This is a genomic window from Thalassospira sp. HF15, assembly GCF_011806525.1.
Taxonomy (GTDB): Bacteria; Pseudomonadota; Alphaproteobacteria; order Rhodospirillales; family Thalassospiraceae; genus Thalassospira.
Genome location: NZ_JAAVKI010000008.1, coordinates 78,802 through 103,956, shown reverse-complemented (window position 1 = coordinate 103,956; position 25,155 = coordinate 78,802). Strand labels below are relative to the sequence as shown.

The window sequence follows — 25,155 nt, the reverse complement described above, 5'->3', positions numbered from 1 at the left end:
GCGTTTAAATCTTTAATTCCAGTGCAAAAACGACCATGATTTCAAAAGCTTTCCGCCATGATAGGGCATCGACATGAAATTCATACATCTTTCCGACCTTCACATTCTGGCGCGAAATGACATATCGCGCCAACCTGATGCGGCGGCCACCCTGCGTAAGGTGATTACCGAAGTGAACACCTATCACAGCGATGCCGAAATCTGCATCATCACTGGTGACATTACCCATCGCGGCACCCCGGAACAGTATGAAAACGCGGTCGAAATCCTTTCAAACCTTGCCATTCCCTATCTGATCATTCCGGGCAATCATGACATCCGCGAAGCATTTTGCGATGCCTTCCCAACCACCGAAACCGACACCCGTGGCTTTGTCAATTTTGGCCAAACCTTCAATGGGGTGCGTTTTGTCATGATGGACAGCATTGTACCCGGCCATCACCACGGCACATTATGCCCGCACCGACTTGACTGGTTGCGCGATGAACTGACCGCACACAAGGACACGCCCACCTTCCTGTTCATGCATCATCCACCAATGGCAATGGGTCTGCCCTTTATGGATACCATCCGTCTGGATGCAGAGGATGCGCTGGGTGAAATCGTCTCGGCCAATCCACAGATCAAGCATCTGTTCTTTGGCCACCTGCATCGTCCGGCCACCGGCACGTGGCTTGGCGTGCCGTTTGTTCTGGGCAACAGCACACAGTCGGGCGAACCGCTTGATTTCAGACATGAAAAAGAAGAAGAGCTTGAAGACCCCAACCCGCTTGGACCGGGCTATGGCATTGCCTTTGCCGATGAAAAAGGCGGGCTTCGATATCACTTTAATTTCGTGAAGTTCGATATGTAAAATTGATCAGGCGGTTCTGGCCGCCTGATCCCATTCAGCCAGAACCGTCGGATCAGTCTCGGCTTTCATCCGGGCGTTCATTAGGTCTGTAAATTCTGCTGCGCTCATCAACTGTGACAGGGCCCAAACGGCACTTGCGCGGATCAGCGCACTTTCATCATCAAGAAGGCGTTTAATCCGGCCAACCAGATGGGGTGCGCTGCTATTGCCCGCCGCAATCAAAACATTGCGCAGGAACTTTGCCCGACCAATCCGCTTGATCGGCGACCCAGTGAAGAACTTGCGAAACGTTTCGTCATCCAGATCAAGGAAATCGGCCAATCTTGGCGCGGTCAGTTCGGCCCGCGGGATAAAGGCAAGCTCTGCCGTCCGGGTGGCAAACTTGTTCCATGGGCAGACCGCCAGACAATCATCACAGCCATAAATTCGATTGCCCATGGGTTTGCGGAATTCGACCGGGATCGGTCCATCATGTTCGATCGTCAGATACGAAATGCATTTGCGCGCATCGAGCTTATAGGGGGCAGGAAAGGCATCAGTTGGACAGGCCGACAGGCATTTTGAACAGGACCCGCAATGATCAATCTCGGGTTCCGCTTCGGGCAGATCAAGGGTCGTAAAAATCTCCCCCAGAAACAGCCAACTGCCAAATTCGCGCGAGACAAGGTTGGTATGTTTTCCCTGCCAGCCAATGCCCGATGCCTGCCCTAACGGCTTTTCCAACACCGGGGCAGTATCGACAAACACCTTGACCTGTTCTGTCCCACCTGACTGCTCAACAACCCAGCGTGCCAGTTGCTTCAGGCGCTTCTTGATCAGGTCGTGATAATCCTTGTTCTTGGCATAGACGGAAATCATCGCCCGATCCGGATGATCCAACAGTGCCATCGGATTTTCGGCAGGACCATAATTGCTGCCAAGGACGATCACTGATCTGACATCGGGCCAAAGCATTTCCGGATCACGCCGACGCGGCAGGCGTTCGGGATCATTCATCCAGGCCATCGACCCGTATTCACCCGCGGCGACGAATTCATCGAGACGTTCCTGATTGCGAGCATCCACCTTTGGACGCGCGACACCACAGACATCAAAGCCGATTTCGCGGGCTTTGGCCTGAAGCAACTCAAACGTAATGTTTTCGCGCGTTTTGGTGGTCATGGCATCGGCTCAGTCATTTGGCCTGTTTGTTCTTTGGCGCGTTATATCGCGTTCATATGATAACGCAAAAGGCCGCAACATGATGCTGCGGCCTTTTTAACAAACTCATAAGCGCAGGTTCTAGCCGCGGCCGCGATAGGGTGCCACGCCCTGCTCGGGGATCCAGACACCTTCGGGTGCCGGGCCGGTCTGATAAAAAACATCAATCGGAATGCCACCGCGTGGATACCAATACCCCCCAATGCGCAGCCATTTAGGATCAAGCGTTTCGACTATGCGCTTGCCAACCTTGATCGTGCAATCTTCGTGGAAAGACCCGTGATTGCGGAACGATGTCAGGAAAAGCTTCAGTGACTTGCTTTCGACCAACCAGTCACCGGGCACATAATCAATCACCAGATGGGCAAAATCCGGCTGACCGGTGATCGGGCAGAGGGATGTGAATTCCGGCGCGACGAACCGCACACAGTAATCGGTTCCGGCCTGCGGGTTTGGTACGCGCTCCAGAACCGCTTCGTCTGGTGATGCTGGCTGTTTGGTATCGCCGCCCAGCATGGTCAGGTTGTCGTAAATGGTTTGATCAGCCATGACTTAGTCCTCGATAATCGGCACCGGATCGATATCCCCGCCTTCCTGTCCAGCATGGAAATCTCGCGCGAACGCATCCATGCGGCCTTCGGCAATGGCTTCGCGCATGTCGCGCATCAGATCCTGATAATAGGCAAGGTTATGCCAGGTCAGCAGCATCGCCCCAAGCATCTCACCCGATTTGATCAGATGATGCAGATAGGCGCGCGAATATTTCGTGCAGGCCGGGCAACCACACTGATCATCAAGCGGGCGGTCATCATCACGATGGCGGCCGTTTTTAAGGTTCAGCGTGCCACGATGGGTAAAGGCCTGCGCATTGCGCCCTGATCGGGTCGGCAGCACGCAGTCAAACTGGTCAATCCCGCGCATCACTGCACCGACAAGATCAGACGGCTTGCCAACCCCCATCAAATAGCGCGGCTTGTTGGCAGGCAGCATATCGACACAGAAATCAAGCGTATCAAACATGATCTGCTGGCCTTCACCAACGGCAAGTCCGCCAACCGAATGGCCAGGAAGATCAAGTTCAGCCAGCTTTTCCGAGCTTTCACGACGCAGGTTTTCAAAAACACTGCCCTGCTGAATGCCATAAAGCGCATAGCCTTCGCGTTCGACAAACGCATCCTTGGACCGCTTTGCCCAGCGCATCGACATCTGCATGCTTTCGCGCGCCTGCTGTTCGGTCGCCGGGAACGGCGTGCATTCATCAAACGCCATGGTGATGGTCGAGCCCAGCAAATGCTGGATTTCCATCGAGCGTTCCGGTGTCAGGTTGAACTTGCGCCCATCGATATGACTTTTGAAGGTCACACCTTCTTCGGTGATCTTGCGCAATTTCGCCAGCGACATCACCTGATACCCGCCACTGTCGGTCAGGATCGGCTTGTCCCAGTTCATGAATTTGTGCAGGCCACCCAGACGCGCGATACGTTCAGCCCCCGGACGCAGCATCAGGTGATAGGTATTGCCCAAAAGGATCTGCGCCCCCGTGTCCGCAACGTTTTCCGGCAACATGCCCTTAACGGTCGCGGCTGTGCCGACCGGCATAAAGGTTGGCGTATCGATCACGCCATGTGCGGTGTGAATGCGCCCCAGACGGGCCTTGCCATCCTCGGCAAGCAGTTCATAGCGAAATTCGGTCATCGGTTCTTATGTCCGTGCATCAATTTTGTTGGCGCATTCAAGCAGGCTGCAATCGCCATAGGAATAAAAACGGTATTCGTTGTCGATGGCGTGGCTATAGGCCGCCTTCATCCGATCAAACCCGGCAAAGGCCGATACCAGCATAAACAAGGTCGAACGCGGCAGATGGAAGTTGGTCATCAGCATATCGACCGCGCGGAACTTGTAGCCCGGTGTGATAAAGATGTCGGTTTCTGCCTCGAACGGTTCAACCACACCATCTTCGCGCGCGGCACTTTCAAGCAGGCGAAGCGACGTGGTGCCAACCGCGATCACGCGACCACCATTGGCGCGCGTCTCGTTGATCAGATCAGCGATTTCCTTGCTGATCGATCCCCATTCGGCATGCATCTTGTGATCATCGGTGTCATCAACCTTGACCGGCAGGAACGTGCCCGCCCCGACATGCAGGGTAATCGTGCGGCGCTTGATCCCGCGCGCATCAAGATTGGCCAAAAGTTCCGGGGTGAAATGAAGCCCGGCCGTCGGTGCGGCAACGGCACCGTCCTTTTGCGCAAAGATCGTCTGATAGTCTGATTTGTCCTGATCATCACCACCCGCCTCGCGGCGGATATAGGGCGGCAAAGGCATTACGCCAAATTCTTCGAGTGCCGCAATCAGATCTGCACCCGATTTGTTAAAGCGCAGGGTAACCTCGCCGCCATCCTTCTTATCAAGAACCTCGGCTTCGAAGGTATCGTTGACCTTGAAGATTTCCCCAATGCGCAGCTTTTTGGCCGGTTTGGCAAATGCCACCCAGGTGCCAAGACCTTCCTGCTTGTGCAGGGTGACTTCAACCTTGGCTTCCCCGCGTTTGCCAAACAGGCGGGCCGGGATCACGCGCGTATCATTGGAAATCAGCAAATCACCGGGGCGCAAAACATCAGGCAATTCGCGCACGATACGGTCAACTGTGCCGGAACCTGACAGATCAAGCATACGGGCGGCATCGCGCGGATTTGCCGGATGTTCGGCAATGCGGTCGCGCGGCAACTCAAAATCGAACAGATCGACTTTCATGGATCAGGACAATTCCGTTCAATGAACAAACAAATGAAGGGGCGTCTTATGCGCCCCTTCAGAACAAACCACAAGGTCGGGGATGGCATATCTGATCGCCTTTCCCCTGCAACCCTGTACCGGCCGACATTAGCCTCGGGCCGGTTCCGTATTGGTACGCGGTGTAACCACAGTCATCAAAAGACGGAAGGGTGCCAAGCAAGTCAGGGCCATGATCATCTTGGCGGCAAAATCACCCATCGCCCAAGTATCCCAAGGAAGACCTGTGCCGGCGAACGCGATTGAGAAGAAAAGCGCAGTATCAACCGCCGACCCGATACCAGAGGACACCAGTGGTGCTTTCCACCAGCTTGCACGGCGCAGTTTGTCAAACACGGTGACATCAAGCATCTGGGCAATCAGGAATGCCGAACCCGATGCAATCGCAATGCGCGTATCAGCAAAGATCAGCGAAAGAACCACTGCCAGTGCAAAACCGGCCAGCACCACAACCCGTGCCGCTGCGGCGCCGCGTGCGCGGTTGGTCAGGTCGGTTACGAGGAAAGCGACCGGATAAGTAAAGGCGCCATAAGTCAGCCAGTCAGCCAGAACGCCCGGCAGGGGATATTCGACCAGAATGTTCGATGCGACAACGGTCACCGCCATGGCGAAGACACCGAAAATGATCGCTTTCATGTTTTAGCCCTTCTAAGCAAGTGAACCCACGCATAACAAATCTCGCGGCCCACCGAACTGGGCGACGATCACGAACGGATTCTGTGTAACTTTGGTGCGGCTGTTTACGCGCAGACCAAAGGCTGGTCAAGGAAAAACGGCGATCAGGAAAACCTGATCGCCGCTGCAGATCGCTGCAAGCCGCCCCGGGGAAAATGGGGCGCCGTGCCGCGAAACTATATTCTTTTGCGATTACAGCATGATGCCGCGAATGGTGAAGAACAGCAAAGCCCCAAGGAAGGCACCGGCCGGAACCGTCACCACCCATGCGGTTGCAATCGTCACGGCATAGCGACGACGTACCAGAAGGCGTTTGCGGAATTTTTTCTCGGCCTTTTCGGCCTCATTCGGGTCAATCTGACGTAGCGCCTCGATATGATCGTCTGCCTGCGCGCTTTCAGCACGGTCGACCAGCATCGGCGGTGCGATCTTGCGACGACGATGCGAAAGGCTTTCGCGCAGGAAGCCAACCCCGAATACAGCACCAACCGCAATGTGGGTCGAACTGACCGGAAGCCCCAGCGCAGATGCGACAATCACCGTAAGTGCGGCGGACAAGGCGACAGTATAGGCGCGGATCGGATCAAGCTTGGTAATTTTCGAACCAACCGTCTTGATCAGTTTTGGACCAAACAGGATCAGACCGGCAGAGATACCGATCGCGCCAATCACCATCACCCAGATCGGGATCGGGGCCGAGGTGACAATTTCACCGCTATCAACGCCGGAAACAATGGCTGCCAGTGGGCCAATTGCATTGGCAACGTCGTTTGAGCCATGCGCAAAGGACAGAAGAGCTGCTGAAACCACAAGCGGAATACGAAACAGCGATGCAATCTCCTTGCGACGACCGCTCATGCTTGCCGATGCCCGGAAGACGGCCTTGCGTACCGGGATCACCGTCAAGAAGAACGCCGCGATCCCAATTGCGATGACAACCGTGGTGTCGGCCTTCCAGACTTTTTTCACACCCTTCATCATCAGGTACATCGAAAATGCCGAAACCATCACGCCAACAAGGATCGGAACCCATCTACGTGCAGCCGTGACGCGGTCTTCGGTATAAAGGATGCGGAATTTGATAAAGGCCAGAAACGCAGCAGCGATTAAGCCCCCCAGAACCGGGGAAATCACCCAACTTGCGGCAATCTTGCCCATGGTCGGCCAATTCACAGCGCCAATGCCAACAGCAGCCATGCCCGCGCCCATTACACCACCAACGATGGAGTGGGTGGTTGAAACCGGAGCCCCAAGCCAGGTCGCCAAGTTCAGCCACAAGGCCGCCGCCAAAAGGGCAGCCATCATGGCCCAGACAAAAGTCTGTGCATCAGGCATCTGGGTCGGATCAATAATACCGTTCTTGATCGTGCCGACAACATCGCCACCAGCAATGATCGCACCAGCCGCTTCGAAGATGGCGGCGATCAAAAGCGCACCTACCATGGTCAACGCCTTGGAGCCAACCGCCGGGCCAACATTGTTGGCAACATCGTTGGCGCCAATGTTGAGCGCCATGTAGCCGCCGATAACGGCAGCGGCGATCAGAAAGCCACTTTGCGGTAAACCGCCCATGTGGAAGGCGACAAACGCACTACAGGCAAGCAGGAAGACAAGGGCAAGACCAAGCTTTGCACTGATCGACGCTGTTTCACCCAGCCCCGCATCCATGCGCTTTTGCCACCTGAGATCCTTATCCAGAGCAGTTTTCTTTACCGACATAATCAACCGTTACCATCAAAGGGAATCGACGGGCGGATCATGTCGAAGCCGGACCTCTTTGTTAAGGTTTTTTTGCTGTTTTATGACAATCCAACATCAACTTATTGAACTGAAACAAAAACGGCCCCGCAAAGCAGGGCCGTTTTATCAAAATCACATCGGTTAAACGCCTTAGCGACCGAACTGATTGAGCAAACCTTTTAGCAGGCCTTTCGCCGCATCTTCGGCGGAACCACCGCCAGAACCGGATGAACCATCACTCGATCCGTCACCACCAAGGGCCTTGTCGAGGATGTTATCAAGAACCCTGACAGCAACCTTGTCCATGCGTCCGGTAATGGCCGGATCATCAATTTTGCCTTTGGCATAGACGCTAAACGGCGGCAGTTCTTCGATCTTTTCGGAGAAATCAAAGTCTGCCTGCGTATCCATGACCCAACGCGGCAGATCAAGGGTTGCATCCGCATCAGCAGTCCCAACCCGTGAAACAGCCGCCACACGGGTGGTTTTGGCAATCCCGTTGGTGATTGTCATATCGGCTTCAAGCGACTGCAACAGATCGTTATTACCAACCCCTTCAACCACCATTGCCTGTGGGCCCTGACGCAGCAAGGCTTCGATATTCAGGCGCGGATCCGTTGAACGCTTGTCGGCATTGCTAAAGCGCACATCATTCAACACAAGATTGGCCGTGCCGTTCAGGGCGGACACCAGACGACGCGATGTGTTGCCATTGGCCTTCACATCAAATGTCAGGCCCGCACCACCAAGGATGGTGTCATTGGCCACCCGGATCGGAGACAGGCTTTCAATCCGTGCGCCATCAAGGCTGCCAGCAAGTGCCAATTGCGGCACATCGCTGTTACGCGCATCAAAGGTTCCGTTGACGGCAAGGTCGCCCTGCCCCAGAAGCCCGGTAAAGGACGGAATGGTCAAAAGGCCATTAACCAGATTTGCCTTCAGGTCGGGATTGATCAGGCTGTAGGTATCAAAATCAAGCTGATCCAAGGCGATGGCGACATCAGCATCGATTGAACGCAGGGCCGAAACATCAATCACATTATCGTCCCACGGCGTGCCATCGCGGGTATCAACACGGGTGACATTCATGGTTTTCGGCAAATTAAACGCCGCCTTGCGCGGGCCACTGCCAATACCGGGCATCAGACTTGCCCGTTCTGCTGCCGGCAGGAACGGATCAACCACAAGCTTGCCACCAGAAAGGGCAACAGACACCTTCGGCTGCGCCTGTGCTCCATTGAACTTCACTGTTCCGGCGGTTTCGAACGCCCCGACAATCAGCTTCAAGCCGTCAATTGCAACGTTTTGCGCATTACCATTCACGTTGCCCGAAACAGCCAGTCGCCCGAGGTTACCAGACGGCGTGTAATCAGGGGCCAGAAGCGCCAGTGCGCGGTTAAGACTTGATGCCTGCACCGCAAGTTTGCCATCAAGGCCCGGATTGGCGCCAAGCATTTCCGAAACAACACCGTCAAGGGCCAGTTGAATCTGCGGGTTGGATACATCAACCGCAATCGTCGGTCCCGTGACCGGGCCATTCAGGCCAAGATTGGCCTGCACACTTTTGTAACTGCTGGCCGGTGCCGGCAGCGTTATGCCCGTAAGCTTGGCCAGCGGCTCAAGCGTTTTGGCTGTCACCCGCAGGGAAAATCCATCGAATGCCGGCACACTGCCAGAACCGTTGAAGACACCCTTTGCACTGGCCGAAAGACCCGCAGCATCAGCAATTGCAAAATTGGTCAGTGTGATGTTCGGGCCGCTGATGCTGCCATCAATTGCAATACCACGTACCGAAACACCAGATGAGATGATCTCATCTGCTGCCAGACGATAATTTGCCGCCAGTCCTTCAAGCGGGGCCAAGGCATCCTTGATAACCTTAACCATATCGGTCTTAGCGGCCGATCCAGATGACGCAGTGCCTGCATTGCCTGATGAAGCAGTTTCATCAGCATCAGACGTCGTCGAGACCGAAACTTCGGCATCCGGTGTTGCTGCGACATACTGATCAAGGTTGATCCGGTCCAGTTTCAGACCAATGCCCAACGCTGGCAGGCCCGATCCGCTAAGATTGGCAACAACCGCGCCACGAATGGCGGTGTCGTCAACCCGCATATCAAGATCGGAAATATTGAGCTGCTCGGAGGTGCCTTTGATGCCCCCGGTCAGCGAGAACCGACGCAATCGATCTGCACGAACGCCATCGATATCCACCCCCAGCCAACGAATGACCGCACGGATGTTTTCCGAGGCGACTTCATAACTCAGCTCAGCACTTGGTTTCGGTGTTTCACCGGAAATGCTGCCAAAGACGGCCACGTCCGTTCCACCCGGCAACCCGGCGGAAACTTCGTTCAGCGTGACTTTGCTGTTGGCGATTGCCGCATTGATCCGCGCATTATGAACCGGTGTCTGATTATAGATCAGGGTTTCGACTTCAAAATCGATCGAGGCGGTCAGATCTGCAGGAATGGCCGGTGCATTGGAGGCACCGGATTTCTTGACAGAGCTTTGTGAAGGAATTGACTGCGCACCATCGGCACCATCGCTTGACGCTGTGGACGTCGCCTCGTCACCGTTGGCTGCGGGCGATGCAGCATCCCCCATATCGGCCAGTACCAGAATGCTATCAAGATCAAGCTGATTGAAGCGCAGCGCAACATCTGCGCTCAGGCTTGGTTCCTGATCAATGGCAATCGCGCCCGAACCACGGGTTTCACCAAAGCGGATCGACAAATCATTCAGCGTGACCGATTTGGCATTGGCTGTAATGTGCCCGCCAAGATCAAACGGCTTGGCCGCGATATCAGGGATATCTGCATTGTCACCGGCAATCCGAAGGGCTGCTTCGCGCAGATCATCGAAATTGCCGTCAATTTCACCATCAAAACCGGGGTTTTCGGTTGAAAGATCGACACGCCCGGCGACGGTAAATCCACCATCAACCTCATCAATGCCCAGCTTGACACTGACGGGGAACGGAGCGGTCTGGCTGATTTGCCCAACATTCAATGCAAATGTCAGCGGAATACCACGATAGAAGACATAACCTTCACCCTCAATCGGACCGTTCAGGGTTTGCGCCGACACACCAAGGGTCAGGCCCTCGATCCGTTCTTCGGAACCGGGCGCGCGGTAGATGATCGTCGCATTTTCAATTTCAAGCCGGTCAACCTGAATGGTGCTGGCGAAATCACTCTCAGAACTATCGGCTGAAGCTGCTGGCGGGGTTGATGCGCTATCTGCTTCACCCGGCGTGGTAATCAAGCCTGCATCGGGGCCGGACCGTGCGGCCTGATTGGGATCAAACACCAGATTGTTGGTGCCGTCTTCAAAGGTCTCGATCGAAATCACCGGATTGATCAGGCTGACTTCGGTAACCTGCACATTACCGGTCAGGAGCGGCATCAGGGCAACGGAAACCCGAACCTCGCCAATTTCGACCATATCGGCATCTTGCGCGCCCGCCACGTTGCCCAGACTGACATCCGTTGCCGTCAGGGAAGGCGACGGGATCAGCGACATTGAAAGATCACCCGCAAGATCAAGCTCGCGGCCGGTCGCATCGCGGACAGCCTGACTGATCTGTGCCTTGTAGCCATTCCAATCAATCAGGGATGGAATGATCAGCAACGCGGCAACAAGAACCACGAGAATTGCACCAAATGCGGCAAGTATTTTTTTCAACAGTCGGGCTCCGCTAAATCGCAAGATCGCCAGCCAAATCTGACAGCGTCTTTCAAAGGTTTGATTTTATGTCCGAAAGCATAAGGCTCGTGCTGGCTCTCGCAACAGAAAATGGCCAAAGATTGTAGCTTATTTCGGGCAAGCTTGATCCATCAGCAACGCTGCGATCACACCCTATGTTCCGTTCGCACCATCTTCATGTGTGCCAACACAGCCACGGGATCAAGCATCACGTTGATATTGCATTGTTTTGAAACGTTAAAAACACACCCGGAATCCACGGAAAGAAAACCATTAACGCCGTTTGCGAATTTACCAAATGGCGAAATACGTAGTTTAAAATCAATTAGATGGTGGAAAACAGCCTTTGAAATGATACATTTTATAAAACAGAAAAAGAATTCAATCCTGACTTTCATTCTGACCAAATGATCGTTGTACGCAATCGCGACAGGGAGGATAAAATGACCGATACAACAATCGAAACGCCTGAAAAAGCGGTCGACCCCGGTCAGCGCGGAATCGCTGTACGTAGCATTACCACCGACCAATCTGGCGCCTGGCTGCAAGCCGGATGGCGTGATTTCAAACGAACACCTGCTATCGGCCTGACCTATGGCGCGCTTTGCACCGTTGCCGGCTGGCTCATCGTGCTCAGCATTTTCCAATCCGGGCAACCCTATTTGACCCTGCCACTTGCTGCCGGCTTCATGTTGCTTGCGCCACTGGTGGCCGTTGGCCTTTATGAGACCAGTCGCCGTCTTGAAATGGGCGAAAACGTCACCCTTTGGCATAGCCTGAACGGGTTTCGCCGCAATCCAGGGCAGATTGGTGCCATCGGCGTGCTTTTGATGCTGTTCTTTTTGGCCTGGACGCGCATTGCAATGTTGCTGTTTGCCCTGTTTTACAACGGAACCATGCCGTCGCTTGATGTTCTGGTCTGGGAAACCTTCTTCTCGCGCGATGCGATTACCTTCCTGATTACCGGTGGTCTTATCGGTGGTGTGCTTGCCGTGATTGCTTTTGCCGTCTCGGTGATTTCAATCCCGCTTCTGGTGGATCGCGATGTTGACGTGATTACTGCGGTCATCATCAGTGTTTCCGCCTTTCGGAAAAACTGGAAGGTCCTGATTGGCTGGGCAGCAGTGATCGCCATCCTTTCGGCTTGCGGTATGGTTTTGTTCCTGTTCGGACTTGCCGTCACAATGCCGCTTCTGGGCTTTGCCAGCTGGCATGCCTATCGCGGCATCATTGATGAAAGTCAGGCAGATGTCGCAAGACTGCGCCGTCAAGTACCCTGATCATTCCGGACTCTGATCAAAGACAAAGCGACCAAGTCGCAAGAAGTAAGAAGAAGATGGGCGGGGTTTCGCAAATGCAGAACCCCGCCCTTAATTTGTAAATAACAGAAAATGAATCGGCAAATTGCGTTTCAATATCCCCGGATATTTAAGATTCCATCTTCAAATTATTTGCAAATTCAGAGTTACGTTATTTCATAATGCTGAATAAATTTATTATCGATATATATAAAAACCACAAAAATGGGATATGGTTATTTTAAATTGATTAATTACATATGATGTTAAAAACAAACATAAATTGTGAAATCCAAATAGGTGGCATATTCAATAGAATCCGTAATTAACAAACTACGCTGCTACATTGATCTTGATGACAGCGAGTGGGCAGCATTGCGTGCGTTACCTGAAAAAATGATCGAACTTGAAACCGGTCATGAAATCGTCCACGAGGGACAAAGTCATCACAATGCCTTTATCCTTCTGAATGGATGGGTATCATCTTACAAAGTTTTGCCCGACGGCACTCGGCAGATCATAGACTTTCAGATTCCGGGTGATTTTCTTGGCCTTCGCAGCCTGCTTTTGCGCACCTCTGACCATAGTTTCGAAGCAATCACCGCCGTTACAGTCGCCGAAGTTTCATCCAGAAAAATGTTTGAGGCCTTCAACAAATCACCCAGACTGGCAACTGCGGTTCTTTGGGCCGCATCGCGCGATGAAGCCATGATTGTTGAACATCTCATCAATATCGGCCGACGCTCTGCAATTGCGCGAACAGCTCATTTCCTGCTGGAGCTTGGTGCCAGACTTCGACTGATCGGCGTCGGATCCGAGGAAGGTTATCCTTGCCCGTTATCGCAGTATTTGTTGGCCGATGCACTCGGCCTTAGCGCGATCCATGTCAATCGGGTTCTACGCGAGTTACGCGAACGTAAACTGCTGACATTTCAAAAGAAGAGAGTTCGGTTTGATAACTTCGACAAACTGGTCGAACTGGCCGAGTTTCAGACTGCATACCTGGACCAGAGCGGCCCGATCATGAAGTCAAAGCCGCATTTTTCATAAATCTATTGCGACACATGGAAACAATCCACGACATTGCGCGTATATGGTAATTATGCAAATCAGAATTAACTGTGTAACACTACGCCATAAATTGGGCTAAATCAGAATTGAAGTTGCACTAAGAGCCCGACAAAACGGCGGATTTATTGAGAAAAGCTTAGATGCCCAAGCCAAAAACTGTCATTTCGACCAAAACCACATTGTTTGCAATGATAACATTGCTTGGAACAGTCGAAGTCGCAAACGCGCAAACCAATACGGCAGATGGCCCGCAGTCTACCCGCACACCAGACGACAAGTGGGGTGTATCATTGTCGGTCGAGAACGATCTGTTCACACCGACAAACAGCGATCAGCACTACACGAATGGTGTGCGCCTTGCCTTTATCTCACCAGAAGATAACGCCCCGGCAAGTTTTCTGAACGTTGCCAAGAAAGTCCCGTTCTTTGCGTCAGAGGGCCGTATTCGCACCAGTTATTCCCTGGGCCAGACAATGTACACGCCCGACGACATAACAGTAGCTACGAACCAGCCGGACGACCGTCCGTGGGCCGGGATGCTCTATGGCACTGCCGGGCTTTTGTCTGATACCGGCCTTAAGCAAAAGGGATCGGACAGCAACTATTCGCGCATTGATACCCTGGAACTGACCCTTGGCGTGGTTGGCCCGGCATCCCTTGCCGATGAAACGCAGTCATTCGTCCATAAGCAGATCAACAGCCCCCACCCCGAAGGCTGGGATAACCAGATCAAGAATGAACCGATCATTGGCCTGACCTATGAACGGAAATATCGTGGCTGGTTCGAAGCTGATCTTTTGGGTGTCGAATTTGACGCCACCCCGCACGGCGCGCTGACGCTGGGCAATGCCTTTACCAATGCGGAATTGGGCACAATGTTCCGGATGGGCTTTGACCTGCCGGCCGATTACGGCCCTCCGCGCATTCGGCCCAGCCTGCCGGGATCAGATTTCTTTGTGCCCGATACGGATGGCTTCCCGCTGAGCGGTTATGTCTTTGCGGGCTTCGCAGGGCGATATGTAGCGCGCGACATTACCCTTGATGGCAGTACGTTCGCCAACAGCGCCTCAGTCGACAAGGAACCATGGGTGGGCGATCTGCAGATTGGTCTGGCGGTGATCATTGATCAGGCCCGTCTGACCTACACCCATGTCTATCGCACGCCGGAATTCACTGCCCAAAGCGGGGCAGATCAATTCGGGTCGCTATCGCTTTCCTTCCGGTTCTGATCTGCAAACAAAAAAACGGGGCAGAATGCCCCGTTTTCAATTAGATAACCCTATTAGTCTGATGATTTCAAAGACCGGGGATCAGCTTGCCCGGATTCATCAGACCTTTGGGATCAATTGCATTTTTGATCGCGCGCATCATCGCAATGGTGTCTTCGCCATGCTCGGTCACCATGAAATCAAGCTTGCCATAGCCAATGCCATGCTCACCCGTGCAGGTACCACCCAGTTTAAGTGCGCGTTCGACCATCCGCTTGTGCAGACGGTTGGCCTCTTCCATCTGGGCCGGATCTTCGGGATCCAGCAGGATCAGGGTATGGAAGTTACCATCGCCGACATGGCCAATGATCGTGCAGGTCAACGGGCTGGCATCGCAATCGGCGCGCGTTTCAGAAATCGCCTCGGCCAGTTTTGAAATCGGTACACAAACATCAGTCGGCATGCCAGCCTTCCCCGGTTCAAGCTGCAAGGACGCATAATAGGCCTTGTGACGTGCAGCCCAAAGCTTGTTGCGGTCTTCCTGGCGGGTGGCCCACTGGAATTCCTCCGCACCAAATTCCTCGGCGACCGATTGCACGAACTCTGCCTGTTCCTTCACACCGGCTTCAGTACCGTGGAATTCAAAGAACAGGGTCGGCGCTTCTTTGTGGTCCAGCTTGGAGTAGTTGTTGACCGCGCGCACCTGTAACGGATCAAGGAATTCAATACGCGCCACAGGAATACCGGCCTGAATGGTCAGGATGACGGTATTAACCGCGTCTTCGACTGTCGGGAAAGAACAAACAGCCGCCGACATTGCCTCTGGGATACCATAAAGCTTCAAACCGATTTCCGTAATCACACCAAGCGTGCCTTCGGAGCCAACAAACAGCCGGGTCAGGTCATAGCCCGCCGATGATTTCCGCGCACGGTTGGCGGTCTTGATGATTTTACCATCCGGGGTGACGACGGTCAGGCTCAACACGTTTTCACGCATGGTGCCATAGCGCACTGCATTGGTCCCGGATGCACGGGTCGCGGTCATGCCGCCGATGGAGGCATTCGCACCCGGATCAATCGGGAAGAACAAACCGGTATCGCGCAAATGGTCATTTAGTTGTTCGCGGGTCACACCGGCCTGAACGCGGCAATCAAGATCCTCGTTATTGACCTCAAGGATCTGGTTCATTTGCGACACGTCGATGCAAATCCCACCGCGAAGTGCCGCGACATGGCCCTCAAGCGACGATCCGGTGCCAAACGGCACAATCGGTACATCATGAGCTGCACACAGCTTTACCACCTCAGCCACTTCCTCGGTCGAATGCGCAAACACCACCGCATCGGGCGGGGATGACTCGTGCCAGCTTTCATCCTTGCCATGCTGTTCAAGCACGGATGCGGCCGTTGAAAGGCGATCACCAAGTATCTCGCGCAAGGCGCTGATCAGACTTTCCGGGGTTTCGATACGTTCATACTGACGAACTGACATGATGTTTACTCTTTCGGCCTGTGTGGTCCTGATGGCGGTCGTCCGGCTGCGGCCTTGAACTGTGGGGGAAGACAGCACCGGACAGAAATTTGGCAGACACCCTACGCCGTGATGCCCGGAATTGGTATTACCTTTTGCCCACGAATTGCAAAAAATTGTCGCTGTGGGGATCTGCAAAGGATGCGGGAATATCGCATAGCGCCTGATTTTGGCGATACCCCCGCCACCTTGAACACCACAAAACGGTATTGGGGTCAGTTCTAGCCCTTGTTGCGATCCTGCGGCAGGGCAGCCGCAATCCGATCGGCCAGACGCGAGAATGGCAGGCTTTGCAGCCACACAGTCCCCGGCCCTTCGAGGGTGGTAACAAAAAGCCCTTCACCGCCAAACAGCGCATTGGTGAAACCACCAACAAACTTGATCGAATAGTCAACGGATGGCGTCATGGCCACCAGCGCACCGGTATCCACGCGCAGAGTTTGGCCCGGCTGAAGGTCCTTGCGAATGATCGTGCCCCCGGCATGCATGAAGGCCATGCCATCACCGCTCAGACGTTGCAGGATAAAGCCTTCGCCACCAAACAGTCCGGCACCGAGTTTTTTGGAAAAGGCGATGTCGATATCAATGCCCGCAGCTGCGCACAGAAACGCATCCTTCTGACAGATGATCTCGCCACCATGTTCGGTCAGATCAAGCGGCACCACCTTGCCCGGATAGGGCGCGGCAAAGGCAACATGCCCCTTGCCCGACCCTTCATGGACGAAGCTTGTGATAAAGAACCCCTCGCCAGTCAGCATGCGCTTGAACCCGGAAAACAGGCCGCCGCCGGTTCCTGTCTGCATGGCAATGCCATCGCCCATATACATCATGGCTCCGGCCTCGGCCCGAACTCCCTCGCCCGGGTCGAGTTCGACTTCAACCAACTGCATCTCTTCGCCATGGATTGTATAATCGATCACGTCTGCCATCCGGGCGTCTCCTGTTTTTCTGAATTAATCGGGTTTATCGAGCAAGTTTGGAACCTGTGGAATTCATTCGCAAGAAAAAGGGGCAAAAACACGACAATCGCACTTGAAATCGACCGAAGCGGTATAATCTCTCACGACTATACAAAAGATTAAAGGCATCCAATCAAGATGTTGAAGTGAAAGCATTTTGTTAAGACGTTTCCGATAGTCCTAATAGTACTATGCTATAATGTATATTTGGACGGTCAGGTTGACTGATCGGCTTCGGACAAAGGCACTTGCGATGGTCTTGCTTAGGAAAGTTGACTGGATCAGTCAGGACGATGCCATGAAGGCGTCGCTTGAGAAATGGCAGCGTGTTGTCGACCTGATGACACAGCTTCTTGGTGCCAGAGCCGGTTATGTCGTCGAATATAACGGAAAAATCGGTTTTCGTGAGGCCCTGACAAGCCGGAACCCCGAAAACCCATTTCCCAAGGTTTCCAAAAAGCCGCAGCCTTTGGACTGCAACATCTATTGCCGTCGCGTGGTCGAAACAAAGCACGCCTTCTATGAAGCCGATGCCACCGGCAAAGCCGAATGGGCCGATAATACCGAACTGACCGAAGCGGGGTTTGTTTCCTATTTCGGTGTGCCGCTGTTATGGCCAAACGGCGATGTTTTCGGAACACTTTGCGTTTTTGACACCAAAGCCACGCAATATGAAAACACCCTGCAAGAATTGATGGAGGTCTTTCGCGATCTGATCGAAGGCGACTTGCGCCTGTACGAGCAGTACGAAGTCATGCGCAACCTGTCGATGACAGACCCCCTGACCGGCATGAACAATCGTGCCGGGTTTGAAATGCTGGCGCACCAGAAAATCCGCATTGCCAAACGGTATCATCACAATATCGGGATTATCTTTATCGATCTTGATGACATGAAACACTGGAATGACAATTACGGTCATGCTGCCGGGGATGCCGCCCTGCGCGCAGTTGGCAAGGCGATCACCGAGAGCATCCGTGAAGTCGATATTTGCGGACGCATCGGCGGGGATGAATTTGCCGTTCTGGGTTATGTGCGCAATCGCGGTGATCTGACAACAATCGTCACCCGGGTGCGCAACGCCCTTGATCACGTCAAGCTGACCGTGCCGAATTCAAAATCGCCAATCCACGAAACACCACAAATCAGTTCCGGGGCATCGGTCTTCTTCGAGCCGCTTGATAAAAGCCTTGAAGACATGATGGCAGTGGCGGATCTTGAGATGTATCGCGACAAGAAAATCCGGCGCAAATAACGGCCTGCCAATCCCAAACCAAGTCACACCAGGTTATTAAAAACGCCACTCCGGCCTTTGGCGGCTGCGTGGCATTAACCTCCCGGTATTCTTTTTGGGTGAAACTCAAGTCAAAGGGTCTGACCCAAAAGAACAATGACTTAGAGTTTGTCTCATGCAGATACGCAAAGGTACCACAGACGACCTTCCTGATGTGCGTGCGATTTCGGAGCGCACAATTGAGGTCGGTTGTCTTGCCGAGAACGTTGATGAGACAACGAAAGCCTATGCGCATAACTTGATCGAAACGGCGATTGATGCGTTTTTGGCAGGTGTTCCGTCTGACAATCACTCTGTCTATATCGCGACACGTGATGATGTTGCGTTGGGCTATGTTGTCGCCATCCACGATGCGCCCGAAATCTGCTGGATCGTGGTTGATCCGTCTGCCCAAGGCGGCGGTGTCGGCAAGGCGCTTATGATTGCCGCCCTTGATGCCTTGGCTGAAAGCGGGGTACGCGGCAATGTGCGCCTGACCGTACCGGTCACCAATGAACGCGCCAAGGCGTTTTACCGCAAATTCGGTTTCATGGTTACCGGCCCGGTCAATGACCATAAAATACCAATGATCGAAATGCAGCGCGCGGCTTGACAAATGCGCGCAATCGGACAAATTTGCGTCCGAACCTTACTCGGAGATTTTATGTCAGAGTCCCGGCACAGCCGCTGATCGCGGTTTGACAGCCAAGAGCCTGTTCCAATTTGTTGGACCGGCCCGACTTCCAGACCGCTGATCAGCAGATTGGACCGCCTGCCCGACCACTAATCGGGTGTGCGTGACCGGTACTGTTGTGCCTGTCCCGATCGGAAACCTCTCTACTTGCTGGTTTTCGGACTTTGACCGATGAATATTTCAAAAAATGAACAGCGCGTGTTGCATGCACTCGCGCAAGGCGGCCTGATCAAAGTGATTAAGGACGACAAAAACCATGTTCTTGAAGCAGATTGCATTACACGCGACGGCTGGTTTCTGACCGCTTGTACCCTTGATGTCTTCAAGAAACTGCGCAAACGCCGTTTTATCCGCTCACAAGGGGGTGCACCCTATCGCATTACCCGGGAAGGATTGCTGGCGGTCCGCGCAGAACTGTGTCAACGCTAACAGCAAAGCCCGGCTGCTTTTGCAGCCGGGCTTTGTGTTGTTTATCCGAGTTTTTGTCTCTCGCTATTGCGCAGCTTTTTCTCCCGCAATGGCCTTTGCCCGTTTATAGGGCCCGAACGGGATTTCCTTGGGATCGAAGGTTTCCGGTGACGCACGTTCCCAGCGCGAATGCCAGTCATGAAGTTCGTCGATCTCTTCGCCTGAGATCAGGAAGCCTTCGGGCAGGTAGGGATACGCTTCGTTGCCATCGATGAATTCGTTGTCTTTCTGGCGCACCATGAAGTGATAGGGCATGAATTTACGCGGGTCGGTCAAACCGGCAGCGCCGGTGATTTCAGCCAGAGCATGCATGGTGTTTTTGTGGAAGCGGGCAACACGTTCGCTTTTGTCACCGGGATGAAGGGCGCGCTGGCGGATTTTATCCTGTGTCGCGATCCCGACCGGGCAGCAGTTAGTATGACAGCTTTGGGCCTGAATGCAGCCAAGAGCAAACATGAAACCACGCGCGGCATTCACCCAATCGGCACCAAGGGCCAGTGTACGGGCGATATCAAAGGCCGAGACGATTTTGCCTGCTGCCCCGATCTTGATCTGATCGCGGATACCCGCCCCGCGCAGGGCATTATGAACAAAGGTCAGGCCTTCCTGCATCGGCATGCCGACATGATTGGCGAACTCGACCGGGGCCGCACCGGTGCCGCCTTCCTTGCCATCAACAACGATGAAATCCGGGGTAATGCCGGTTTTGAGCATCGCCTTGATGATCGACATGAATTCGCGACGGTGGCCAATACAAAGTTTGAACCCAACCGGCTTGCCGCCCGAAAGATCACGCAACCGACCGATGAATTCCATCAGGCCAATCGGGGTTGAAAAGGCACTGTGTGCCGCAGGCGAAACGCAATCCTGCCCCATCGGGATGCCGCGCGCCTCGGCAATTTCAGGGGTTATTTTCGCAGCAGGCAGCATCCCGCCATGGCCGGGTTTCGCCCCCTGGCTCAGCTTGACCTCGATCATTTTGACCTGCGTTTCGGCCGCGGTTTTGGCAAATTTTTCCTCGGAAAACGTACCGTCTTCGTTGCGCGCCCCGAAATAGCCCGACGCCACCTGATAGATCAGGTCGCCCCCACCTTCACGGTGATAGCGTGAAATACTGCCTTCGCCGGTATCATGGGCAAAGCCGCCCTTCTTGGCCCCCTTGTTCAGCGCCAGGATCGCATTGCCTGACAGGGCGCCAAAACTCATGGCCGAGATATTATAAAGGCTGCAATCATAGGGCTGCTTGCAGTGCGGGCCACCGACGCGCACCCGGAAATTGGTGTCTGTTATGTGCTTGGGTGCCACCGAATGGGTAAGCCAGGAATAGCCGGATTTATAGACTTCGGCGATCGTGCCGAACGGGCGTTTGTCTTCGGCACCTTTGGCGCGCTGATAAACAAGCCCGCGTTCCTGACGGCTGAACGGGATTTCATCCTGATCGCTTTCAAGCAGGTATTGGCGGATTTCAGGACGGAAGCTTTCAAGGATAAAGCGGATATGCGCACTGATCGGGTAGTTGCGCAGGATGGAGTGCTTGTTCTGATAAAGGTCATGAAAACCAACCAGCATAAGCGCCCCGAAAAGCGTCGCCGGAACCCAGAACCAACTGTCAACCGACAGCGCCGCAATCATCGATGCGAGTGCCAGGACAAAAACACTGGTGATCACGAAATAGCGCTGATTCAATATGAAGAATTTCACGGTGCTCTCATTCTGTCTGTTCAGACCGACTTTACTAATCCCGGACGATCACCTACGGGCAGGCAACAACACCCCGGTCTTGATAGCAACAATGCCTTGATCATCCCTGATTTGGGCACGGGCCTCAATGGCAATGTCTTTGATATTGAAAGAAACCCCTTTGATAAGTGCATTTGGGGATGATCGTGGCAACATCAAGAAAAAGCCGCCTTGCAACAGGGAGCAAGGCGGCTTTGGGGACCGAAAACATCAGGTGGTTAAGGGGGGAACACGTTCCCGGTCCGCGAGATCTGGTAATGCAGGGGCCGATCAGGCCTTGCCGTATCCCCCGCCGCCCGGTGTTTCGATGACAAAGACATCACCGGCGTGCATTTCCGCACCGTCTGTGCCCTTGAGCTCAATCACCGTGCCATCGACGCGTTCAACCGCATTGCGGCCAAGTTTGCCGGGCTCCCCGCCCTGGCAGGCCTGAACCGGCACGCTACGGTGGTTGGACAGGATTGATGCAGTCATGTCTTCAAGGAAGCGGACACGACGGATCGCACCATCACCACCCTTGTGTTTGCCATTGCCACCCGACCCTTTGCGGATTTCAAAGCTTTCAAGCAGCACCGGGAAGCGCCATTCGAGAACTTCCGGATCGGTCAGGCGCGAGTTGGTCATGTGTGAATGAACAGCCGCCGTGCCATCAAAGTCAGGCCCGGCACCGGTCCCGCCACAGATGGTTTCGTAATACTGGTGCGTATCATTGCCCCAGGTGAAGTTGTTCATCGTACCCTGACCGCCCGAAAGCACACCAAGGGCTGCATACAGCGTGTCTGTGACATGCATGCTGGTTTCAACGTTCCCGGCAACAACAGCGGCCGGATAACGCGGATTAAGCATCGATCCTTCTGGCACGATCAGATTGACCGGCTTCAGGCACCCGGCATTAAGCGGAATGTCATCATCAACAAGCGTTCTGAAGACATAGAGAACAGCCGCACGGGTCACCGCAGATGGCGCATTGAAGTTGTTATCAAGCTGATCGGACGTGCCGGTGAAATCGACCGTCGCCGAACGGTTTTCCTTGTCGATGGTGACCTTGACGCGGACGACCGCGCCATTGTCCATCTCGTAAGCGTATTCGCCGTCCTTGAGAACGTCGATCACGCGACGCACGCTTTCTTCGGCATTGTCCTGAACGTGCTGCATATAGGCATGCACGACATCAAGGCCAAAGTGTTCGACCATCCGGCGCAGTTCCTGCACACCCTTTTCATTGGCCGCAATCTGTGCGCGCAGATCGGCAATGTTCTGATAGGGGTTACGTGCCGGATATTTCGCACCTTCCAGAAGTGCTGTCAGGCCTTCTTCGTCAAACGCCCCCTGATCAACCAGTTTGAAGTTGTTGATCAGAACACCTTCTTCTTCCAGAACCCGCGAATTCGGTGCCATGGAGCCCGGCGTAATGCCGCCGACATCGGCATGGTGCCCACGCGAAGCGACATAGAACAGCACTTCCTTGCCATCATCGCCAAACACCGGGGTGATCAACGTAATGTCAGGCAGGTGCGTGCCGCCGTTATAGGGGTCATTGAGCATATAAACATCGCCCGGCTTCATATTGCCGGCGTTGTTTTTGATCACGGCCTGAACAGACTCTCCCATCGAGCCAAGGTGGACCGGCATATGCGGGGCGTTGGCGATCAGAAGACCTTCCTGATCAAACACCGCGCACGAGAAGTCCAGACGTTCCTTGATGTTGACCGAGTACGAAGTGTTGGCAAGGGTCACACCCATCTGTTCGGCAATGTTCATGAACAGGTTGTTGAACACTTCAAGCATCACCGGATCAGCCTGGGTGCCAATCGCCTCAGTACGTTTCATTGCGACAACACGGGTCAGGATCAGATGATCAAGGCCATTGACCTTGGCTTCCCAGCCCGGGTCGATCACGGTGGTGCCGACCGGTTCGACAATGACGGCCGGGCCGCGCACGGTCGCACCGGGCTTGAGGTTTTCGCGTTTGTAGAACGGGGTTTGTTCGGTTTTGCCATCAAACACGACCGGACGGGTCGCAAGCGGCTTGAGCATGACTTCCGCACCACCGAGTTCGGCGGACGACGCAGGAAGGCTTTGGGTTTCGCCGATGGCCTCAACCGCGACGGCTTCGACCACCAGCGGTTTTTCGCTCATGACAAAGCCGTAACGCTGTTTGTGTTGTTCTTCGAACTGCGCCTTGATGGCATCGACATCGCCGAAATCAACGATCAGAGGGGTGTCGGTGCCGTCATAGCGCAGATGCAGGCGTTTCAGCAGGCGGATCTTGTCATCGGAAATGCCCTGTTCTTTCAGTTCAGCCAGTGCATCGACGGCCAGAACATCAAGCTGCGCATCAAGATCAGAAAGACCTTCGGCGGCAAGTTTGCCTTCGACGGCCTGTTCGCGCATTGCACGGATATCGGCAAGCCCCATACCGTATGCCGACAGAACACCGGCAAACGGATGGACAAAGACCTTGGTCATGCCAAGCGTGTCAGCAACCTGACAGGCATGCTGACCACCAGCACCGCCAAAGCACTGCAGGATATAGTCGCTAACGTCATAGCCGCGCTGCACCGAGATCTGCTTGATTGCATTTGCCATGTTTTCAACGGCAATGCGCAAAAAGCCTTCTGCGACTTCTTCGGGGGTGCGGATCTGGCCAGTGTTCTTTTCAATGTCAGCCGCCATTTCCTCAAAGCCCTTGCGAACGGCCTCGGCATTGAGCGGTTCGTCGCCTTCGGGCCCAAAGACATTCGGGAAGAAGTCCGGCTGAACCTTGCCCAGCATGACGTTGATGTCGGTCACCGCCAACGGACCGCCACGGCGATAGGCCGCCGGGCCGGGGTTTGCACCGGCACTGTCCGGGCCAACACGGAAACGCGCACCATCAAAATGCAGGATCGAACCGCCACCGGCGGCAACGGTGTGGATTTTCATCATTGGCGCACGCATGCGTACACCGGCGACCTGGGTTTCGAAATCGCGTTCGTATTCGCCGTCATAGTGCGAAACGTCAGTCGACGTGCCACCCATATCGAAACCGATGACCTGTTTGTAGCCATCCATTTCAGCAGTACGAACCATGCCGACAACACCACCAGCCGGACCAGACAGGATTGCGTCCTTGCCCTGGAACTTGGCGGCATCCGTCAAACCACCGTTCGATTGCATGAACATCAGCTTCACGCCGCCGAGTTCACCGGCGACCTGATCAACATAACGACGCAGGATCGGCGACAGATAGGCATCGACCACCGTGGTATCGCCACGTGATACCAGTTTCATCAGCGGGCTGACCTGATGGCTCACCGAAACCTGGGTAAAGCCGATATCACGGGCAACCTTTTCGGCCGCCAGTTCGTGTGCCGTATAGCGATAGCCATGCATGAAAACGATGGCGCAGGCGCGAATGCCACTGTCATAGACCTTCTGCAAATCGGCCCGCAGCGCATCGAGGTCCATGCCTTCGAGTTCTTTGCCCTGCGCGTCAAAGCGGCCTTCGGCCTCGATCACAGTTTCATACAGCGTTTCGGGCAGGATGATGTTGCGATCAAACAGGCGCGGGCGGTTCTGATAGGCCAGACGCAGGGAATCACGGAACCCCCTGGTCGTGACCAGAACAGTGCGATCGCCTTTGCGTTCGAGCAGGGCATTGGTCGCGACCGTGGTACCCATCTTGACGGCCTCGATTTTCTCAGCCGGGATTTTCTCGCCGTCCGCAACCTCAAGCAGTTCGCGGATGCCCTGAATGGCGGCGTCCTTGTAGCGCTCCGGGTTTTCCGACAGCAGCTTGTGGGTGACAAGCGCGCCATTGGGTTTGCGGGCAACGATATCGGTAAATGTGCCGCCGCGATCAATCCAGAACTGCCATTTTGGCTGTCCGGTGGTCTGCGAGGTGGGCGAATTTTGGTCGAGCGGTGCCATGATGCGCACTCCTTAAGGCATCTGTAGTCAAA

Annotated in this window: 18 protein-coding genes; 7 read left to right on the top strand and 11 right to left on the bottom strand. The window is 54.3% G+C overall.

Annotated features, from left to right (window positions below; translation table 11 throughout):
- The first annotated feature begins 73 nt into the window (after positions 1-73).
- The gene (locus tag HED22_RS17315; RefSeq protein ID WP_167724590.1) at positions 74-853 is read left to right on the top strand and encodes a phosphodiesterase; all 780 of its coding nucleotides are present in this window, start codon (positions 74-76) and stop codon (positions 851-853) included.
- A 6-nt stretch (positions 854-859) separates the two neighbouring features.
- Here the strand turns inward: HED22_RS17315 and queG are convergent, their stop codons facing one another.
- From queG to HED22_RS17280, 7 genes are all read right to left on the bottom strand, one after another.
- Positions 860-2,014 carry a tRNA epoxyqueuosine(34) reductase QueG gene (gene queG / locus HED22_RS17310; RefSeq protein WP_167724588.1) on the bottom strand — a complete coding sequence of 385 codons (1,155 nt, stop codon included), beginning with the start codon at positions 2,012-2,014 and terminating at the stop codon, positions 860-862.
- Between the two features lie 120 nt (positions 2,015-2,134).
- Positions 2,135-2,602: a preQ(1) synthase gene (gene queF, locus HED22_RS17305; protein ID WP_167724586.1), complete on the bottom strand. Its 468-nt coding sequence runs from the start codon at positions 2,600-2,602 to the stop codon at positions 2,135-2,137.
- A gap of 3 nt (positions 2,603-2,605) precedes the next feature.
- Entirely contained in the window at positions 2,606-3,748 is a 1,143-nt protein-coding gene (gene tgt, locus HED22_RS17300) for a tRNA guanosine(34) transglycosylase Tgt (protein WP_167724584.1), read from the bottom strand.
- Positions 3,749-3,754: 6 nt separating this feature from the next.
- Positions 3,755-4,807: a tRNA preQ1(34) S-adenosylmethionine ribosyltransferase-isomerase QueA gene (queA, locus tag HED22_RS17295; RefSeq protein WP_167724582.1), complete on the bottom strand. Its 1,053-nt coding sequence runs from the start codon at positions 4,805-4,807 to the stop codon at positions 3,755-3,757.
- Positions 4,808-4,936: 129 nt separating this feature from the next.
- A complete protein-coding gene (locus tag HED22_RS17290) occupies positions 4,937-5,482 on the bottom strand; it encodes a VUT family protein (RefSeq protein ID WP_167724580.1) in 546 nt (181 codons plus the stop codon).
- A gap of 231 nt (positions 5,483-5,713) precedes the next feature.
- Positions 5,714-7,240, bottom strand: coding sequence for an inorganic phosphate transporter (locus tag HED22_RS17285; RefSeq protein WP_167724578.1), 1,527 nt, complete (start codon positions 7,238-7,240; stop codon positions 5,714-5,716).
- 171 nt (positions 7,241-7,411) lie between these two features.
- Positions 7,412-10,948, bottom strand: coding sequence for an AsmA family protein (locus HED22_RS17280; RefSeq protein WP_167724576.1), 3,537 nt, complete (start codon positions 10,946-10,948; stop codon positions 7,412-7,414).
- A 464-nt stretch (positions 10,949-11,412) separates the two neighbouring features.
- On the opposite strand from HED22_RS17280, the gene HED22_RS17275 reads away from it, so the two are divergent.
- The 3 genes from HED22_RS17275 to HED22_RS17265 all read left to right on the top strand — a co-directional run bounded on the left by HED22_RS17275 (position 11,413) and on the right by HED22_RS17265 (position 14,567).
- Positions 11,413-12,249 carry a DUF2189 domain-containing protein gene (locus HED22_RS17275; RefSeq protein WP_167724574.1) on the top strand — a complete coding sequence of 279 codons (837 nt, stop codon included), beginning with the start codon at positions 11,413-11,415 and terminating at the stop codon, positions 12,247-12,249.
- A gap of 318 nt (positions 12,250-12,567) precedes the next feature.
- Positions 12,568-13,317 (top strand): Crp/Fnr family transcriptional regulator, encoded by a 750-nt coding sequence (locus HED22_RS17270; RefSeq protein ID WP_368484513.1) that lies wholly within the window; start codon positions 12,568-12,570, stop codon positions 13,315-13,317.
- A 161-nt stretch (positions 13,318-13,478) separates the two neighbouring features.
- Positions 13,479-14,567 (top strand): lipid A deacylase LpxR family protein, encoded by a 1,089-nt coding sequence (locus tag HED22_RS17265; protein WP_167724571.1) that lies wholly within the window; start codon positions 13,479-13,481, stop codon positions 14,565-14,567.
- A 67-nt stretch (positions 14,568-14,634) separates the two neighbouring features.
- On the opposite strand, the gene HED22_RS17260 is transcribed toward HED22_RS17265, so the two are convergent.
- A complete protein-coding gene (locus HED22_RS17260) occupies positions 14,635-16,038 on the bottom strand; it encodes an FAD-binding oxidoreductase (protein ID WP_167724569.1) in 1,404 nt (467 codons plus the stop codon).
- Positions 16,039-16,298: 260 nt separating this feature from the next.
- Positions 16,299-17,006 carry a TIGR00266 family protein gene (locus tag HED22_RS17255; protein WP_167724567.1) on the bottom strand — a complete coding sequence of 236 codons (708 nt, stop codon included), beginning with the start codon at positions 17,004-17,006 and terminating at the stop codon, positions 16,299-16,301.
- 250 nt (positions 17,007-17,256) lie between these two features.
- Here HED22_RS17255 and HED22_RS17250 point away from each other — a divergent pair, with 250 nt between their 5' ends.
- From HED22_RS17250 to HED22_RS17240, 3 genes are all read left to right on the top strand, one after another.
- The gene (locus tag HED22_RS17250; protein ID WP_254870242.1) at positions 17,257-18,291 is read left to right on the top strand and encodes a sensor domain-containing diguanylate cyclase; all 1,035 of its coding nucleotides are present in this window, start codon (positions 17,257-17,259) and stop codon (positions 18,289-18,291) included.
- A 154-nt stretch (positions 18,292-18,445) separates the two neighbouring features.
- Positions 18,446-18,922 carry a GNAT family N-acetyltransferase gene (locus HED22_RS17245; RefSeq protein WP_167724565.1) on the top strand — a complete coding sequence of 159 codons (477 nt, stop codon included), beginning with the start codon at positions 18,446-18,448 and terminating at the stop codon, positions 18,920-18,922.
- Positions 18,923-19,174: 252 nt separating this feature from the next.
- The gene (locus tag HED22_RS17240; RefSeq protein WP_167724564.1) at positions 19,175-19,432 is read left to right on the top strand and encodes a YjhX family toxin; all 258 of its coding nucleotides are present in this window, start codon (positions 19,175-19,177) and stop codon (positions 19,430-19,432) included.
- Positions 19,433-19,495: 63 nt separating this feature from the next.
- Here HED22_RS17240 and HED22_RS17235 read toward each other — a convergent pair whose 3' ends face one another.
- Entirely contained in the window at positions 19,496-21,172 is a 1,677-nt protein-coding gene (locus HED22_RS17235; protein ID WP_167724562.1) for an FMN-binding glutamate synthase family protein, read from the bottom strand.
- Positions 21,173-21,481: 309 nt separating this feature from the next.
- Positions 21,482-25,123 (bottom strand): hydantoinase B/oxoprolinase family protein, encoded by a 3,642-nt coding sequence (locus HED22_RS17230; RefSeq protein WP_167724560.1) that lies wholly within the window; start codon positions 25,121-25,123, stop codon positions 21,482-21,484.
- Positions 25,124-25,155 lie beyond the last annotated feature (32 nt).